Genomic DNA, 17,617 nt, shown 5'->3' on the forward strand with positions numbered 1-17,617 from the left:
TCGAATCGCTCAGGGACGGGCAAAGCCTTTCCGACCTCGAATGCGTGGAATATACATACCCAACTATTCGTCTTTAGCTAAGATTCACACCTCGGTTGTGTAGCGGTAGCGAGCGTCTCTTGTAACACTGGTCGTTGCTGGTGGATCTTCTGTGCACCTTTGATTAGTCGTTTGAGCAGCGGTGGCGGCAAGTAGCCGAGGTAGTCGCCGAGTTCGTAGAGGATGAGCTGGGCGTGCGACCGGAAGGTCGCCGCCCGGCATTTTGGCGGAAACACGATCTCATCGTCTGCCTGTTCGGTGACCGTATCGAGCAAATCACGACTTACCAGAGTGACAGCAACGCCGCGTACAACAGAATTTTGACGACATGCTTCTTGCTCGTGTCGAACTCATACAGTTCGTACTGCGTCTTCGACTCACGTAACAGCAACTCTACCTCCCACGGATAGCGGTACAACGTCGCTAGATCCGACGGCAGGAACTCGTCTCTCGGAAGATTCGTGATGTACAGGTGGTAGTCGTCGGCGTCCACAAGGAGGACGCCAACGACGCGGAACCGCTTAGTTATCGCATGATTGCGTGCCCGCGTCCGATCGTCGGTCAAACGCTACTTCGACTTCGACGTCGATGTACCCGCGGTGCAGGTCATCCACAACATCGTGGATCTGCTCACCTTCCAAGGGAATGGCGCGCCCGTGCCAATCCCGTAACTGCGCCGAAAGCTAGCTAGCGAGTGTTCGATTCTCGCCTGCGGCGAAGCCGAACACGAACGACCACACTAGTGCGGGCATCTGTGTTTTTCTGTTACGCTCGACCACGCCGAGTTTCGGCGTGCTCTTCGAGGAACTCGGAGCGAAACAGTGTAGTGAGCCGACGCATATCGGAGGTGAGGAGGTATCGTTGTACACAGTCGCTGCCTCTTCATTCCTCTCGAAAAGATGTCTGGATACGCCGCCGTTGTCACGTGGCTCTCCGCTTAGCTAAAGACGGATAATTCTGTGGTACATAGTTGGGAAGAGAAATCGTACAATTTTTCACTTCACCTTATCTATTGGACATAATGACAACAAGACCGAACGTTCTGTGGTTAACACTTGAAAGCGTTCGAGCTGATCATACTTCTCTCTACGGCTACCACCGTGAAACGACACCATTTCTACAACAGTTAAGTGAACGATCTGATTCAACTGTTCTTCAGAATGGGATTGCCGCTTCCTTGTGGACACCTGCTTCCAGTGCTTCTATGCTCACAGGAACCCATTTATCTACTCACAACGTCGGTCGTGACCCAAGCGATCAACGGAAACTTGGAACGAACATTGACACACTCGCAGAGTTGCTTCGCAAGGATGGATATGACACTGCCCTATTTTCGTCTGTTTCTTGGCTCAGTTCATTGACTGGTCTTGATCGAGGATTTGATTATTCTCGATATGTGCGGATGGAAAAGTCAAACTTTGTTGGGATTGATCCAATCGCTCGTGATAGCTGGCGGTGTGCTTTTCACAGATTCATTCACCGCCCAACGTTTCGACTGGGAACACTACGGGATGAATTATCTGACGAGAAAAATTATCTCATATGGCGGAATTTTCGTCGTTGGATGTCCACTCACTGGAACGGTGAAAACCCATTTTTTGCGTATGCGCACGTCTTCTCACCACATCACGTTTACAATCCCCCGCGAGAATTTCTCGAACACTTTGTTAATGAGATTGACATGAGTGTTGAGGAGGCGCTTTCGTTATCTAAATCGACTTATGACAGCTCCTCCAGCATTAAATCATCTATCGCGAACGGTGTTAACTTTACTGACCGCCAGTGGAACTCAATCAAAACGCTATATGATGCGGAAATACGATATGCAGATCAGACGGTAAAAAAAATCGTTGAATATGCTGCTTCTGCCTCTGACCGTGATCTGATAATCGTCATAACGGCGGATCACGGCGACTTATTCGGAGAGCGAGGTGTAATTGGTCATAATCTTGTACTTCACGATGGACTCATCAAAGTTCCGATGATAGTCGTTGGAATTGAAGGTATTACAGATGGCCCTGACAAGATGTCACAGCATATTGATATTACATACACGATAGCGTCTGTGACGGATACTGTGACTAAGCAATTTGAAGGACGTGATTTGCGAAATTCGGATCGTCGATACGCGATCAGTCAACGGGGTAATTCTAATATTGACGCATATTTATCACATAACCCAGAGATGGACACGTCACAATTTATTGAGGATGCGCACACGAGTGTGAGAACGGACTCGTACAAGTATCTAGAGAGTTCGGCAAACCGTGTTCTATATGAACTCCCAGATGAAGATCAAAACATTGTTGACGAACACACGACAGTTGCAGAAAGACTATCACACATAATTGATCGGAACAACATAGATTGGTCAACCGACTCGAATCAAAAACGAGTAGAATTCACCCAGAGCGTAGAAGATCGTCTTCAGGATATGGGATACTTATGATGAATCCCAATAGGTACTTTCGATATATTTGGAAAGACTAATTACTATTTGAAGACGTTTCCATCGTCAAGTACACAAACGGCTATTTGATAACGTATGCGAATCGGACAAACATCAATTCTATACTTTGGGTCGAAATTCTTCGGATCCGCAATCGGATTTCTCGCAACCGTTTACTTTGCACGCGAGCTCGGTGAAACAATCCTCGGACACTATTTTCTTGTTCTGGCAGTCGTTTCATGGATTGCAATTGTTGGGAAAGTTGGACTCTCTGACGCAATTACGAAACGAATTAGCGAAGGGGACGAACGAGAGGCATACATAATCGCTGGGGCCTTGATGATATTTATATCAGGTGGCGTTATCGCTCTTGGAGTTGTGATATTTCGAGCAACGATTGAAGACTATATCGGTCAACCGGTGACTGAATATATCCTTTTAATTTTCATAATAGCACTTGTGATGTCTGTTTTTAGGGCTGCCTTAAAAGGCCATCATCTCGTCCATATCTACGCAATCCTATCGATTGGGAAAGAAGTCTCACGAACTGTGATACAGCTTTCTCTGGTGATCATTGGATTCGGACTTGTAGGTCTGCTTGTTGGATATGCGATTGGTGGTCTGGTGGTTGCGATTGGCGGACTCTGGTATCTTCGGCCGGGATACACTAGACCGACAGCCAAACATATGAGAAATATCTTTGATTTTGCGAAGTTCTCATGGTTAGGGAGCATTCGCTCAAAAACGTTTGATTCAGTTGATATACTGGTCCTAGGCGCGTTCGTCCCAGCTGGACTGGTTGGAATTTACTCTGTTGCGTATTCTATTGCAAAGTTTTTGGATATATTTGGTACAGCGATTAGTACAACGATGTTTCCTGAAATGAGCAAAATCGCGTCGACTGAGGATATTGATGCGGTGTCATCGCTCGTTGAGGATTCGATAATCTATGCTGGCTTACTTCTTATTCCCGGTTCCATCGGAGCAGTCGTAATCGGTGATCGGCTTTTGTATATATATGGGGATGGATTTGTGGCCGGAACAGAAATTCTCGTGATTCTCATCATTGCTCTGACTATTTACACCTACAACAAACAGTTGTTGAATACGCTTAACGCGATCAACCGGCCTGATCTCGCATTTCGATCCAACTTGGTATTTATTGTGTCGAACGTCGTGCTCAATGTCGTATTGGTTTGGCAGTTCAGTTGGTTAGGTGCCGCAATTGCTACCGCTATCTCCGCCATGATCGGTCTCATCTTTGCATACTATTACACTAGTTCTAACATCAATTTTAACATTCCTATCAAGGAAATAAGTCAACAAATAGGGGCTGCCCTCGCCATGGGACTGGTCGTCCATGGTGTTCGTCGTTACAGTGAGTCATACTGGATCACAGAATATAATTCCGTGTTCGTTGTTATTCTGGTTGGTCTCGGTGCAGCGATCTACTTCCTCGTGTTGCTCGGCATCTCGAGTACGTTCCGAACCACCGTCGCTAACAATCTCCCGTTCGATATCCCACAGCGCATTTGACCGGTCGGATCCCCTCACAAGGTATATGCCCTCCGCCCGAAACCATCGGAACATGCAAGCAGTCGTCCTGGCCGCGGGCAAGGGCACTCGCCTCCGGCCGCTGACCGAAGACAAGCCGAAAGTTCTCGTCGAGGTCGACGGCAAGCCCCTCCTCGAGGACGTCTTCGACAATCTCCTCGAGATCGGCGCGACCGAGTTCATCGTCGTCGTCGGCTACCGGAAAGAACAGATCATCGAACGCTACGGCGACGCCTACGAGGGCGTTCCGATCACCTACACCCACCAGCGCGAGCAGTTGGGGCTGGCCCACGCCATCCTCCAGGCCGAGCCACACGTCGACGACGACTTCGTGTTGATGCTCGGGGACAACGTCTTCCGGGCGAACCTCGGCGACGTGATCAACCGCCAGCAGGAGGATCGCGCCGATGCGGCCTTCCTCGTCGAGGAAGTTCCCTACGAGGAAGCCTCTCGGTACGGCGTGCTCGACACCAACGAGTACGGCGAGATCGTCGAGGTGATGGAGAAACCCGACGATCCACCCTCGAACCTGGTCATGACCGGCTTCTATACCTTCACGCCGGCGATCTTCCACGCCTGTCACCTCGTCCAACCGAGCGACCGCGGCGAGTACGAACTCCCCGACGCGATCGATCTCCTTATCCAATCCGGGAGGACGATCGACGCGATCCGTATGGACGGCTGGCGTATCGACGTCGGCTATCCGGAGGACAGAGAGCGGGCCGAGGAGCGCCTCGAGCAGACTCTGACGGAAGCGTCACCTGCGGAGTGAACCCAAAAACGACTAACACTCGCCCGTCGTCTCTCCAGTATGAACGTCTCTATCGTCGGCAGCGGCTACGTCGGGTCGACGGTCGCGGCCTGTCTCGCGGATCTCGGACACCACGTCGTCAACGTCGAAATCGACGAGGGCGTCGTCGAGACGATCAACGCGGGGGAAGCGCCGATTCACGAGCCGGGACTCGCAGAGCGGATCGCCGAGCACGCGGGGAGCCGACTCAGGGCCACGACGGAGTACACGGCCGTCCGGGAGACCGATCTCACCCTCCTCTGTCTGCCGACGCCACAGGCCGACGACGGCAGCCTCGAGTTAGCCCCGATGCGCGCCGGGACGGAGATGCTCGGCGAGGCGCTCGCCGAGAAGCTCGAAACCGAAGACGGGAACCATCTCGTCGTCGTCAAGAGTACGGTTCTTCCGGGAACGACCGAGAACGTCGTCGGGCCGATTCTCGAGGCCGAAACCGGAACCCGAATCGGTGAGGAGATCGGCCTCGCGATGAACCCGGAGTTCCTCCGGATGGGGACGGCGGTCGAGGACTTCCTCGAGCCGGACAAGGTCGTCGTCGGCGCGACGAGCGAGCGGGCGGCGGCGACGCTCCAAGAGCTCTACGCGCCGATCCTCGGACGGGAGGAGACGACCCTCGTCGAGACCGACGTTCGCGAGGCCGAACTCATCAAGTACGCGAACAACGCCTTCCTCGCGGCGAAGGTGTCGCTGGTCAACGAACTGGGCAACGTCGCCAAGGAGTACGGCGCTGACGCCTACGAGGTGCTCGAGGCGGTCGGCCTCGACGATCGAATCTCCGAACGCTTCATGCGTTCGGGGCTTGGGTGGGGTGGCTCGTGTTTCCCGAAGGACGTCGACGCGCTCCGGGCTGGCGCGCGCGAACAGGGGTACGAACCGGAACTGCTCGATGCGGTCGTCGCCGTCAACGACGCCCAGCCCCGTCGGCTCGTCGAGTTGCTCGCCGATCACGTCGACCTCGAGGGTGCCCGCGTCGCGGTCCTCGGATTGGCGTTCAAACCGGGAACGGACGACGTCCGGAAGTCTCGGGCACTCGATGTGATCGCTCACCTCCGTGCACAAGACGCGACGCCAGTCGCGTACGATCCGGTCGCGATCGGGACCGTCCGCGAACGCCACCCCGACCTCGAGGTCGAGTACGCCGACTCGGCCGAGGATGCGCTCTCCGGTGCCGACGGCGCGGTGGTCGCGACCGACTGGCCGGCGTTCGACGACCTCTCGTTCGACGGGATGGCACGTCGGGTCGTCGTCGACGGTCGGCGGATCGACGTCGACGAGGAAGAACTCGAGGTGTACGAGGGACTGACCTGGTGAGGCCGGCGACGGATTCGATGTAACGCGTGGTAACTTGTGAATATACGTATCAGTACGCTTTTGCGCTCCCGCCAACGAGTGGCTGGCGATGGAGAATGACGGGAGCCGCGTGGAATCGCTCGAGCGCGGCGGGGAGGTCCTCACTATGAGCGAGTCGAGGACGCGCGAGATCTCGCCTGAGGAGGTCTGTGTCCTCATCCCGACGCTCGACGAGGCGGCCACGATCGGTGACGTGATCGACGGGTTCTACGAGCACGGCTATACGAACGTCGTCGTCGTCGACGGTGATTCGAGCGACGACACCCGCGAAATCGCGAGCGATCGTGGCGCACAGGTGTTCGTCCAGTCCGGCGACGGGAAGGGACAGGCGGTCCGGGAAGCCCTCGAGTACATCGACGTCCCGTACGTGTTGATGCTCGACGGCGACGGAACGTACGATCCAGCCGACGCCGAACGGATGCTCGAGCCCCTCTCTCGTGGATACGAGCACGTGATCGGGAATCGGTTCGCCGACATGGACGACGACGCGATGCGTGCGTTGAACGGCTTCGGCAACCGGCTGATCAATCGCTCGTTCCGGTTTATCCACGGGGCGGACTACGACGACATTCTCTCGGGGTATCGAGCGTTTACGACGGAGTCGTTCGAACGACTCTCGCTGGATTCGGACGGGTTTACGATCGAGACGGAACTCGCCGTCGAGTGTGTGAAACACGGCGTCGACACGACGGTCGTTCCGGTCAGCTACAGCGCCCGGCCGGAGGAATCGGAGACGAACCTTCACCCGATCACAGACGGCGGGACGATCATCCTGGCGCTGTACTCGCTCGCGAAGACGAACAACCCGCTGTTTTACTTCGGCAGTCTCGGTGTCTCCGGAATCGCCGCCGGTGGACTCCTCGGGGCGTACGTCCTCTGGCGGTGGGTCCAATACGGTGTGGGCCACGAAATTCTGGCGCTGGCGTCCGCGGCTGCCATCCTTCTTGGCGTCCAGTTGCTCATGTTCGGGGTGCTCTCTGATATGCTCGTCACGTTGCATCGAGAACAGCGCCGTCGCCTCGAGCAGATCACCCGAGAGGCCCGCGAGCGGGACGAGAAGTGAGGCTACTCAGAACGGAAGCATCGATCGAACCTGCTGGATGACGCCGCCGGAGTGTTCCTTGCGGTACGCCTCGAACGGATGGTGGAGTTCGTTCAGTAGCTCTTGACGGGAGCGAAACTCGTCCGTCTCGATCTCGGCGAGCATCTCGCCGAGTGCGACGTCGTGGCCGTGGACGTTGTACGGAATCCGCTCGTGGCCGAGTTCCGCGTCGACGTCGTCTCTCGTCGCCGGAAAGGAGAGGTCGGACCTCTTCAGGCGTGCGTCGACAGCCGCGATACCGAACTCGATACTCTCGGGTTCCTCGTCGTCGCCGCTCGATGGTGGCCGAACACCCATACAGTCCGATTCGGGCCCCGATATGAAAATCGCTACGAACCACGACGGTGTGTCGCGGCTGTCGATACGCATTTGGGTCCTGCGACGGAGTACCGTATATGACCGAGTACACCACGGTCTCGATTCCGAAGGACTTAGCCGAGCGCGTCGACGAGACGATCGAAGGGACGAGTTTTCAGAGCACCAGCGATCTCGTCAGGTTTCTCCTTCGGAGCATCGTCATCCAACATCAGAAACAGGGTGAGCTCACGGAGGCGGAGTTCGAGGAGATCACCGAGCAGCTCAGGGGGCTGGGCTACCTCGAGTGATCGGTGACGGGCCGTTCGAAACCGATCACGCGCGCCTGGGGGGAGCCGACGTAGCTATTTTCCGCCTCGAGACCGTAGCCGGTGACGGAGGTCGAACGTCATGCCACACGTTCCGAGCTTCCCGTCGGACGACGGTGACGAGGAGGACGATCGGCCGAGCCGAGGAATCGTCGACCGAATCATCGACGGGGGCTTTCCGACCCCGTCGAGTAGCTAACACGCACCGATTCGTCGTTTTTCGAGTTCGGCGGTTGCTGCGGGAGCGAGCCGCCGAAGCCGGTACTGGAACGGCACGTGTCGAGAGAGGCGGGTGAACCGAGAGTCGCGTGAACGGGGAGGTAGGTGTGAGAGTCGCGTGAACGGGGAAGTGGATGGACAGAGAGTTAGGTGAACGGTGAGTCGGCCGATGTTCGTTCGCCGACCTCAGTCGGACAACGACTGTTCGGGTGGGTGTGCGTCGATGATCTCCAGGGGTTTGCGGTCGCCGTTGCGGTCGAACGCCCCAAAGGAATCGTCGTCGGTCGTCCACGGCGGGACGGCGACGAAGATCACCTGTGCGAGATCGTCTCGTTTCGTCACCTCGAGTTCCCGGAGAGGGTGTGAGACGAACTGACCCTGTGCCTGCCGTGCCGGCGTCGACAGGTCGACGCCGAAGACGGCGTTGACGGAGTTCCCGGGATCGGGAAGGAAGAAGTCGGTGAAGACGGGCGTCTCGGGTGGTACCCCGCCGGCCCCCTCGAGTTCTCCGGCGGGCGTTACCGAGACGCCGGTCGTCACGCGATCCGGGTCGGCGTCGCTGGCCAGGTCGAGGAGAACGTCGACGAGCGCACGCGTGATGTAGACCATACGCCCTCTAAGATCGGCTCACAGTTAGCTGTATGCCCGAAGATCCGGGCCAGCCGTTCGTTCGGAGGCGTCGCTCGTTCCAGTGTGGTGCTGATCCCGTGTACGTTTCCGATGGAACGACTTCGTCCGCCCGTATGTGAGCGGACGACAGAACGAACGGCTGCCTTACAGCAGGTTCCATATCGCCTTCGCGTAGAGTCGGGGCGCTCGACGTCGAGCACCGGAGAGCGCGTGCTCGAGTGTCGACGTCACGTAATCGGTGATGCCGGTTCCGTGTCCGACGAGGATTCTGTCGGGCTCGAACCCGCCGAGGCTTTCCTGTGGCGGGGAGAGTCTGCGCATCGGGTGGACGCCGAGTCGTTCGTTGCCAGCCAGGAAGTACTCGGCGGTTCCCACCGATTCGGGAACGACGAGCGTGTCGTCGGTCGGATCGTAGAGAGCGGCTTCCTGCCAGAATCGGTTGTCGACGAGCGTGTACGCCCGAATCCCGGTGTCCGAAATCTCGTCGGTAAATCGGGCGACCGGGGCGTCGATTTCCTCGGAGACGCCCTCGAACCAGCGCGGGAGGTAGACCGGGACGCCGTGACGGTTCGCGATCGATGCGGCGTCGCGTTTGTGTCGGTCAAGCACGACGACGACGCCCGCGACCGGGCCGAGCTCTGCGAGGAACTCGTCCAGCCCGTCCGCGTCGACCGGATCGACGAGCCAGAGCCCGCCGTCGACCTCGAGGGCGTGGCTCGCACGTTCCATCTGCTCGTCGGGATGGGCGATCCAGCCGACGCCGCCGTCGTATCGATCGATCTCCTGGAAATCCGTCGCCCGCTCGTCGACGCGAAACGCCATACGTGCGTGGTACGGACCGTCGCGGTATAAACGTACGACACGGAGGCCCGTTGGCCCACCGACGCCCTCGGTGGGCGACGCTTCTATGATGACACCGCGAGTAGCCGTCGGTATGCTCACCCGACTCGCCTGGCTCGCCCTCGAGGTCAAGTACCTCGAGCAGGCACGGGAGTTCTACGCCGAGACGCTGGGGATGGACGTCCGCTCGCGCTGTGATCGCGAGATCGTCTTCGCGGCGGGCGAGACTGATCTCGTCTGTCGGCGACCGGAGAGCTATCCTCGCGGCGGACTCCACACCCACTACGCGTTCTCGATTCCGTACGACGAGTACGACGGCTGGGTGGATCGACTCGGTGAGACGGCCGATCTGACGGAACACCAGTTCGGCTCCGCGACGTCGGTGTACCTCTACGACCCCGACGGCAACTGCGTCGAACTCGGCCAGCAACGCGTCGCTGGACCGGGAATCGACGGTATCTTCGAGGTCGTCCTCGAGGTAGAAGACCTCGAACGGTCCGAACGGTTCTACGCCGACTTGGGCTTCGAGACGGCGGACGTCGGGGACGATCGTCGACGCGTTCGGATGAACGGACCGATGGCACTCGAACTCTGGGAGCCCCACCTCGGTCTCGCCGACGCCCGCGGCGGGGTCCACGTCGACCTGGGATTCGAGGCCGACGACCCGGCTCGCGTCCTCGAGGCCGTTTCCGACCGCGTCCGGTCGGTCGACGCCGAGGCCGACGACCGCGTCGTCGTTCGTGACCCCGACGGTCACGTTCTCACCGTCCACTCTTGACGACCTCGAACCGTGATGGGTACCGAGCGGGATCAAGAGAGTCGCTCGGTGTCGACGTCGACGCCGGGCGGGGTCACGAGAAGAAATCCGCGGAAGTGAACGAGGTTGCCGCCCGATTCCCTGACGTCTCGTGCGAAGCCGGCTGCCAGTTCGTTGACGTCGCCGTCGACACACAGCATCAGCACGTTCCCCTTCGAGATCGTCTCGAGCCACTCGTCGTCGGAGGTCGTCCCGTCGAGAACGCCGAGGACGATGCTTCCCTCGATCTCGAGTTCGTCGTCGATGTGTTCCTCGACCGTCCGGAGGTCGAGGTCGAAATCGCTCATACAGGCTGTCTCGAAGCGCGGTGGCAAAAACGTTCCTCTGTCCACCCTCGACGCACTCGTGGGGGGACTCATACGGTCTGCGATGACTGATTGCCGGCGATCGCAGACCGGCGTGCGATCGACCGGTACCGACTCATCGCGGTCCGTATCATACGGATTGCTGTCAATTACTTCCGGCACAACCGCGTCCCGTTCGCCGATTGCTCCGGGGCTAACCCGGGGAGAGGTGCGGTTGTACCGTCGCCGACGGCCAGCAGACCCATCAATCCGTCGGGAACTCCTTTCTGAACCCCCGGAACTCCGTGAGGTGTGCCTCCTCGTCGGCGAGGATGCCAACCGCGACGTCCTCGGTGACCGGATCGTTCGCGTCGTCGGCCGCGTCGGCGAGCGCCCGGTAGGTCTCGATCGCCTCGTCTTCGGCCTCGAGAACGCCGTCGATGACCGACCGGACGTCAGTCGTGTCCGCGGGCGGTTGTAGGCTCGACTGGCTGGCCTCGAACGCCTCGGAGCCCGGTGGCGACTCCTCGAGTTGCTTCAGGCGCTCGCCGAGCATGCGCGCGTGGTCGAGTTCCTCCTGGACGTCTTCTTCGAGGCTCTCTTTGACTTCCTCGGCGTGGATGCCGTCCAAGACGATTGCGTTCGTCAGATAGTTCATTACGGTCTCGAGTTCGTCGACGTACGCCTCCGTCAGGAGGTCGGTGATCTCGTCAGTCGTCATCGCAGTATGTCCGACCACGACCTGCGATAAAATGCTAACACGTCGCGACCGGGAGCCGGAGCCCACCGGAATGGGGTCAGATCCAGCACCGGCCGTCGCGAATCGGGACACACTCTTACTCCGGGCGTTCCAACTGTCCGGCATGAGAACTCTCGACGAGACGGACCTCGAGATCCTCGAACTCCTCACCGAGGACGCCCGACGGCCGTACAAGGAGATCGCCGAACAAGTCGGGCTGACGCCGCCGGCCGTCTCCGATCGCATCTCACGGCTCGAGGACCAGGGGATCATCCAGGGGTTTACGATCGATGTCGACCGGGAGAAACTCCGGGGTGAGAGCCCCGTTCTCGTCGACCTCGATCCCGTTCCGACGGCCGTCGACGACGTCTACGCCGCGGCGACGGACCTCGAGGGGATCGAAGGCATCTTCGAGGGAGTCGACGGACGCATCGTCGTCCACGCGACTCTCCCGAATACGAACGTTCGCTCGTGGCTCGAGTCCGGACTGAACCTCGAACTCGTCCGGAGCTACGACGTTACGGTGCTCGCACGATCGGACCGAACGATCGGCCTCTCGGCAACCGGGTTCGGACTCGAGTGTGTCGTCTGCGGAAAGGAAATCGTCGACGACGGCGTCACGGCGACGGTCGGTGGCGAACTCAAGACGTTCTGTTGTCCGTCCTGCGAGGATCGGTACGTCACCCAGTACGAAACCCACCGCGACGCACTCGAGTGAATTAGTGGCCGATCACCCACTATATAGAGTGAGAATTGGACGTTCGGAAATACACTAGCCCGAGAAGAAGTTGGGGCTGACCGCCCGTCCAGTCGCGAGCGCGCGCCGACGAACCGGGGCGCGTTTCGACCACTCACCGGCCGAATAATATCCTCGAGAGAGATCGATGCAATGGAGAACCGGTAGTGGGCGGATATGATACTAGGGGATATGAATTATATAAGGTCGTTGATGTACTGCGATTTTTGAGTGCGTGTGTCTCCGTGCGGTGGCATATCACGGCACTAGACGGTCGAAACAGCGGTAGTTTTATATACGTCGTCGCGCCTCGAATCGGATACAATGTCTTCACAAGACAGCTCATCCTCTGATCCCAGTCAGGGGGGTCGAGTTCTTCCAGGGCACGTTAGATTCCACTGACGAAATAGAGTCAGCACGTGTCTTCGATACCACCCTCCGGGACGGCGAGCAGTCGCCCGGAACGTCGTTCTCGTACGACGACAAACGGCAGATCGCCGCGATTCTGGACGAGATGGGAACCCACGTCATAGAGGCGGGTTTCCCGGTCAACTCCGACGCGGAGTTCGAAGCCGTTCGTGACATCGCATCCTCGACGTCGACGACGACCTGCGGGTTAGCCCGCGTCGTCGACAAAGACATCGAGGCGGCACTCAACTCCGGCGTCGAGATGGTACACACGTTCGTGAGTACCAGCGACGTCCAGATCGAGGATTCGATGCACGCGACGCGAGACGAGGTCGTACAGCGCGCAGTCGAGTCGGTCGAACGCATCAAAGACGCGGGAGCGATCTGTATGTTCTCGCCGATGGACGCGACGCGAACCGACGAACAGTTCCTGATGGAAGTGATCGAGGAGGTCACCGAGGCAGGAACCGACTGGATCAACATTCCCGACACCTGTGGCGTCGCCACGCCGGGTCGGTTCCGGGCGATGATCGAGAAGGTCAGTGCTCGCACCGACGCCCGGATCGACGTCCACACCCACGACGACTTCGGGCTGGCCACCGCGAACGCGCTGGCCGGCATCGAAGCGGGTGCCGACCAAGCGCAGGTGTCAGTCAACTCGATCGGCGAACGCGCGGGCAACGCCGCCTACGAGGAGTTCGTGATGTCCGTCGAATCGCTCTACCAGTGTGATACTGGGATCGACACGACGCGTATCATCGAACTCTCGGAGGTCGTCGAGGAGAAAAGCGGGATGCCGACGCCGGGCAACAAACCCATCGTCGGTGACAACGCCTTCTCCCACGAGAGCGGCATTCACGCCGCCGGCGTCATCGAAAACTCCGACACCTTCGAACCCGGCGTCATGACCCCGGAGATGGTCGGTGCCGAACGCCGACTCGTCATGGGGAAACACACCGGCACCCACTCGGTCCGGGAACGACTTCTCGAGTGTGGATTCGATCCGACCGACGAGGAAGTTCGAGCGGTAACCCGCCGAGTCAAAGATTACGGGGCGGAAAAGCGCCGGGTTACGGTCGACGACTTAGAGCGCTTTGCCGAAGAGGCCGGCGTCGAACGCCGGCAGGGCCAGGAGGAGGTGCGCATCTAAGGGATGGCCTCCCCGTTTGCCACCGTTCGCGAGCGCCGGCTACAGCGTTCAAATCCGCGCGGAGAGACTCACAACAGTTATCAACCTCGGCATTACTACAGTAATAACGATGACCCGACGCGCTCGCCAGCCCGTTCGCACGGTCGGCACCAGCGCGCTCGCTCCGATTCGTATTGTAGGGGCGGTCTAGCCCCTTCACTCTTACTCCGTCGTTCCGGTTTCAGGTCCGCACCGTTTTCGAAGCGACGACGCAGACAACAAATGACAGCACACGCACAACCGAAACCAACGGATCGCCGCACAGCGGCGGGAGATAATCGATGAGCGAACGCGCTTCACCGGTCACACAACCAGAAGAACAACACCAACCCGACGAACAGCACGACGAACACGAGTCGACGGCCGACGACGCAGACGAACACGACTCCGATGCGACCACGGAACCGACTCCGACGCCCGTCACGACGGGTGCGGAAGCCGTCGTCCGCGCACTCGAGAACGCGGGCGTCGAGTACGCCTTCGGCGTCCAGGGCGGCGCGATCATGCCCGTCTACGACGCCCTCTACGACTCCGAGATCTACCACGTGACGATGGCCCACGAACAGGGTGCGGCCCACGCGGCCGATGCCTACGGAATCGTCTCCGGCGAGCCGGGCATCTGTCTCGCCACCTCGGGTCCGGGCGCGACCAACCTCGTGACGGGAATCGCGGACGCCGATATGGATTCGGATCCGCTGGTCGCCCTGACGGGGCAGGTCGCGACCGACTTCGTCGGCAACGACGCGTTCCAGGAGACCGACACGGTCGGTGTCACGACGCCGGTGACGAAGGACAACACCTTCTCGTCGGAGCCGGACCGCGTCGGAAGCGACGTCAGCGAGGCGTTTGCGCTCGCTCGCGAGGGCCGACCCGGACCGACCCTGGTCGACCTCCCTAAAGACGTTACGAACGCCGAAACCGACCGCGAACCCGACGATCCTCGCGTGCCCGACACCTACGAGGTCCAAGAACGGGCCGATCCCGAGATCGTCACGGCGGCGGCCGAACGGATCGAGAACGCCGACCGGCCCGCCATGTTACTCGGCGGCGGCGTCATCAAGGGCGAAGCCACCGACGTCTGCCGGGAGTTCGCGATCGAACACGAGATTCCGGTCATCACGACGATGCCGGCGATCGGTGCGTTCCCCGAGGATCACGAACTCGCCATGGAGATGGCGGGGATGCACGGCACCGGCTACGCCAACATGGCGATCACCCACTGTGACACGCTGATCGCGGTGGGGACGCGCTTCGACGACCGCCTGACCGGCGGTATCGAGACGTTCGCCCCCGACGCGGAGGTCATCCACGTCGACATCGACCCCGCGGAGATCTCGAAGAACATCCACGCCGACTACCCGCTGGTCGGCGACGCCGACACGGTCGTTTCCCAACTGGCCGAGGCCGTCGACTCGTCGCCCAAGGCGACGAAGTGGCGCGCCCAGTGCCAGCAGTGGAAATCCGACTACTCGATGGCCTACGACGCCCCCAAGGACGAACCGGTCCGGCCCGAGTTCGTCGTCGAGGCATTAGACGAGGCTACGAGCGACCACGCGGTCGTCACGACCGGTGTCGGCCAACACCAGATGTGGGCCTGCCAGTACTGGACCTACACCGAACCTCGAACGTGGGTCTCGAGTCACGGTCTCGGCGCGATGGGGTACGGCCTCCCGTCAGCGATCGGGGCCAGGTTTGCGGCCGACGACGACCAGGAGGTCGTCTGTATCGACGGCGACGGCTCGTTCCTGATGACGCTGCAGGAACTCTCCGTGGCCGTCCGCGAGAACTTAGACATCACGGTCGTCGTGCTCAACAACGAGTACATTGGCATGGTCCGACAGTGGCAGGACGCCTTCTTCGAAGGACGCCACTCCGCATCGGACTACGGCTGGATGCCCGAGTTCGACAAGCTCGCCGAAGCGTTCGGCGCGCAGGGGTACCGCATCGACGACTACGACGATGTCGCCGACACCATCGCCGAGGCTATCGCCTACGACGGACCGTCGGTGATCGACGCCCACATCGACCCACAGGCCAACGTCTACCCGATGGTGCCAAGCGGCGGCGACAACGGCCAGTTCGCCCTGACGGAGGATCAGCTATGAGTCCGAAACGTGGACTCGAGGGGCCGCCACCGGAGGAGCGACCGACGCCAGCCGGCCGGCGCAACGAGCAGGGAATCCGCATCGACCCCGAAGTCGAGGCAACCCACGAGCCACGACGCACGGTCATCTCGGCACTGGTCGAACACGAACCGGGCGTGCTCGCCGAGGCTTCGGGGCTGTTCTCGAGACGGCAGTTCAACATCGAGAGCCTCACCGTCGGACCGACGACCGACGAGGACCGCGCTCGGATTACGATGGTCGTCGAGGAACCCGACCCGGGGATCGACCAGATCAAGAAACAGCTGCGGAAGCTGGTGCCGGTTATCAGCGTCCGCGAACTTGCACCCGACGCGATGCGCCGAGAGCTTGCGCTCGTGAAAGTCGACGCCGAGCGACCGGACCAGGTCGCCGCCGTCGCGGATATGTACGGCGCAAAAACCGTCGACTCGAGTCCGGAAACAGCGACGTTCGAAGTGACGGGCGCTCGCCAGAAGATCGACGCTGCGATCGAGACGTTCAGTCAGTTCGGCATCCGAGAGATCTCTCGGACCGGAACGACGGCGCTCGCCCGCGGCACTGCCGAGACGGCCGGCCCCGGGTCGGCCACCGAGGTATCGTCCGCCGAGACGGCGAACCAAGCACAAACCTATACGCAAACACAGACCGATGACTGACGAATTCAATACTGAGATCTACTACGACGACGACGTCGACGAATCGTACCTCGCGAACACCACGGTAGCCGTCCTCGGCTACGGAAGCCAGGGCCACGCACACGCGCTGAACCTCCACGAGAGCGGCGTCGACGTGATCGTCGGCCTCCGCGAGGACTCCTCCTCGCGGGCGGCGGCACAAGAAGACGGACTGACCGTCGAGACGCCCGAGGAAGCCTGTGCCCAGGCGGACGTGATCTCGGTGCTCGTTCCGGACACCGTCCAGCCGACGGTCTACGAGAACGCGATCGAACCCAACCTGGAGGAGGGGAACACGCTGCAGTTCGCCCACGGCTTCAACATCCACTTCAATCAGATCCAGCCGCCCGAGAACGTCGACGTGACGATGATCGCGCCGAAGTCACCGGGACACCTCGTTCGGCGCAACTACGAGAACGACGAGGGAACGCCGGGACTGCTCGCGGTCTACCAGGACGACACCGGCGACGCGAAAGAACGTGCGCTGGCGTACGGCAAGGGGATCGGCTGTACCCGCGCCGGCGTCGTCGAGACGACGTTCCGCGAGGAGACCGAGACCGACATCTTCGGCGAGCAGGCCGTCCTCTGTGGCGGTATCGCCGAACTCATCAAGGTCGGCTACGAGACGCTGGTCGACGCCGGCTACAGCCCCGAGATGGCCTACTTCGAGTGCATGAACGAGATGAAGCTCATCGTCGATCTGATGTACGAAGGTGGACTCGGCGCGATGTGGGACTCGGTTTCCGACACCGCCGAGTACGGCGGCCTCACCCGTGGCGACGACGTGATCGACGACCACGTCCGCGAGAACATGGAAGAGGTCCTCGAGCAGGTTCAAAACGGCGAGTTCGCGACCGAGTGGATCGCCGAGAACCAGGCCAACCGGCCGGTGTACACCCAGCTCAACCAGGCCGAGAAGGACCACGAAATCGAGGAGGTCGGCGAGCGACTCCGTGCGCTGTTCGCATGGGAAGAGGGTGAACAGGAGACCGAATCTGACGACGAACGCACACGCGTGAAAGCCAACGAGTGA

The 17,617-nt window shown here is 59.9% G+C and carries 17 protein-coding genes and 1 pseudogene; 12 read left to right on the forward strand and 6 right to left on the reverse strand.

What is annotated here, in order from left to right; all coding sequences use genetic code 11:
• Positions 1-77 precede the first annotated feature (77 nt).
• Positions 78-879 (reverse strand): annotated as a pseudogene (locus GRS80_RS11805) (hypothetical protein).
• 181 nt (positions 880-1,060) lie between these two features.
• Between GRS80_RS11805 and GRS80_RS11810 the strand changes: the two are divergent.
• From GRS80_RS11810 to aglJ, 5 genes are all read left to right on the forward strand, one after another.
• Positions 1,061-2,488 carry a sulfatase gene (locus GRS80_RS11810; RefSeq protein WP_160047718.1) on the forward strand — a complete coding sequence of 476 codons (1,428 nt, stop codon included), beginning with the start codon at positions 1,061-1,063 and terminating at the stop codon, positions 2,486-2,488.
• A 96-nt stretch (positions 2,489-2,584) separates the two neighbouring features.
• Positions 2,585-4,024: an oligosaccharide flippase family protein gene (locus GRS80_RS11815; RefSeq protein ID WP_160047719.1), complete on the forward strand. Its 1,440-nt coding sequence runs from the start codon at positions 2,585-2,587 to the stop codon at positions 4,022-4,024.
• A 52-nt stretch (positions 4,025-4,076) separates the two neighbouring features.
• Positions 4,077-4,814: a UTP--glucose-1-phosphate uridylyltransferase AglF gene (gene aglF / locus GRS80_RS11820; protein WP_160047720.1), complete on the forward strand. Its 738-nt coding sequence runs from the start codon at positions 4,077-4,079 to the stop codon at positions 4,812-4,814.
• A gap of 39 nt (positions 4,815-4,853) precedes the next feature.
• Positions 4,854-6,161 carry a UDP-glucose 6-dehydrogenase AglM gene (gene aglM / locus GRS80_RS11825; RefSeq protein WP_160047721.1) on the forward strand — a complete coding sequence of 436 codons (1,308 nt, stop codon included), beginning with the start codon at positions 4,854-4,856 and terminating at the stop codon, positions 6,159-6,161.
• An 88-nt stretch (positions 6,162-6,249) separates the two neighbouring features.
• A complete protein-coding gene (aglJ, locus tag GRS80_RS11830; RefSeq protein WP_160047722.1) occupies positions 6,250-7,263 on the forward strand; it encodes an S-layer glycoprotein N-glycosyltransferase AglJ in 1,014 nt (337 codons plus the stop codon).
• 6 nt (positions 7,264-7,269) lie between these two features.
• On the opposite strand, the gene GRS80_RS11835 is transcribed toward aglJ, so the two are convergent.
• Entirely contained in the window at positions 7,270-7,599 is a 330-nt protein-coding gene (locus tag GRS80_RS11835; protein WP_160047723.1) for a hypothetical protein, read from the reverse strand.
• Between the two features lie 98 nt (positions 7,600-7,697).
• On the opposite strand from GRS80_RS11835, the gene GRS80_RS11840 reads away from it, so the two are divergent.
• A complete protein-coding gene (locus tag GRS80_RS11840; RefSeq protein ID WP_141466254.1) occupies positions 7,698-7,907 on the forward strand; it encodes a ribbon-helix-helix domain-containing protein in 210 nt (69 codons plus the stop codon).
• Positions 7,908-8,330: 423 nt separating this feature from the next.
• Here the strand turns inward: GRS80_RS11840 and GRS80_RS11845 are convergent, their stop codons facing one another.
• Together GRS80_RS11845 and GRS80_RS11850 are read right to left on the reverse strand one after the other, a co-directional pair.
• Positions 8,331-8,753: a hypothetical protein gene (locus GRS80_RS11845; protein WP_149083091.1), complete on the reverse strand. Its 423-nt coding sequence runs from the start codon at positions 8,751-8,753 to the stop codon at positions 8,331-8,333.
• A gap of 165 nt (positions 8,754-8,918) precedes the next feature.
• On the reverse strand, positions 8,919-9,596 hold the full coding sequence (locus GRS80_RS11850; RefSeq protein WP_160047724.1) for a hypothetical protein: 678 nt from the start codon (positions 9,594-9,596) through the stop codon (positions 8,919-8,921).
• Between the two features lie 112 nt (positions 9,597-9,708).
• Between GRS80_RS11850 and GRS80_RS11855 the strand changes: the two genes are divergently transcribed.
• On the forward strand, positions 9,709-10,392 hold the full coding sequence (locus GRS80_RS11855; RefSeq protein WP_160047725.1) for a VOC family protein: 684 nt from the start codon (positions 9,709-9,711) through the stop codon (positions 10,390-10,392).
• A gap of 32 nt (positions 10,393-10,424) precedes the next feature.
• Here the strand turns inward: GRS80_RS11855 and GRS80_RS11860 are convergent, their stop codons facing one another.
• Both GRS80_RS11860 and GRS80_RS11865 read right to left on the reverse strand, forming a co-directional pair.
• Entirely contained in the window at positions 10,425-10,718 is a 294-nt protein-coding gene (locus GRS80_RS11860; protein ID WP_149083093.1) for a DUF5779 family protein, read from the reverse strand.
• A gap of 262 nt (positions 10,719-10,980) precedes the next feature.
• Positions 10,981-11,436, reverse strand: a complete 456-nt coding sequence (locus tag GRS80_RS11865; RefSeq protein ID WP_160047726.1) for a ferritin-like domain-containing protein — start codon at positions 11,434-11,436, stop codon at positions 10,981-10,983.
• A gap of 142 nt (positions 11,437-11,578) precedes the next feature.
• On the opposite strand from GRS80_RS11865, the gene GRS80_RS11870 reads away from it, so the two are divergent.
• The 5 genes from GRS80_RS11870 to ilvC all read left to right on the forward strand — a co-directional run bounded on the left by GRS80_RS11870 (position 11,579) and on the right by ilvC (position 17,617).
• Entirely contained in the window at positions 11,579-12,172 is a 594-nt protein-coding gene (locus tag GRS80_RS11870; protein ID WP_160047727.1) for an AsnC family transcriptional regulator, read from the forward strand.
• 367 nt (positions 12,173-12,539) lie between these two features.
• Positions 12,540-13,748 (forward strand): 2-isopropylmalate synthase, encoded by a 1,209-nt coding sequence (locus GRS80_RS11875; RefSeq protein ID WP_160047814.1) that lies wholly within the window; start codon positions 12,540-12,542, stop codon positions 13,746-13,748.
• A gap of 320 nt (positions 13,749-14,068) precedes the next feature.
• Positions 14,069-15,892 carry a biosynthetic-type acetolactate synthase large subunit gene (gene ilvB, locus GRS80_RS11880; RefSeq protein WP_160047728.1) on the forward strand — a complete coding sequence of 608 codons (1,824 nt, stop codon included), beginning with the start codon at positions 14,069-14,071 and terminating at the stop codon, positions 15,890-15,892.
• Positions 15,889-16,566, forward strand: coding sequence for an acetolactate synthase small subunit (gene ilvN / locus GRS80_RS11885; protein WP_149083098.1), 678 nt, complete (start codon positions 15,889-15,891; stop codon positions 16,564-16,566). The genes ilvB and ilvN overlap by 4 nt, the downstream gene beginning before the upstream one ends.
• Complete coding sequence (gene ilvC / locus GRS80_RS11890) at positions 16,559-17,617, forward strand: ketol-acid reductoisomerase (RefSeq protein ID WP_160047729.1); 1,059 nt, start codon at positions 16,559-16,561, stop codon at positions 17,615-17,617. Before ilvN ends, ilvC begins: the two co-directional genes overlap by 8 nt.

Origin of the sequence: Natrialba sp. INN-245 (assembly GCF_009807105.1) — an archaeon.
Taxonomy (GTDB): domain Archaea; phylum Halobacteriota; class Halobacteria; order Halobacteriales; family Natrialbaceae; genus Natrarchaeobius; species Natrarchaeobius swarupiae.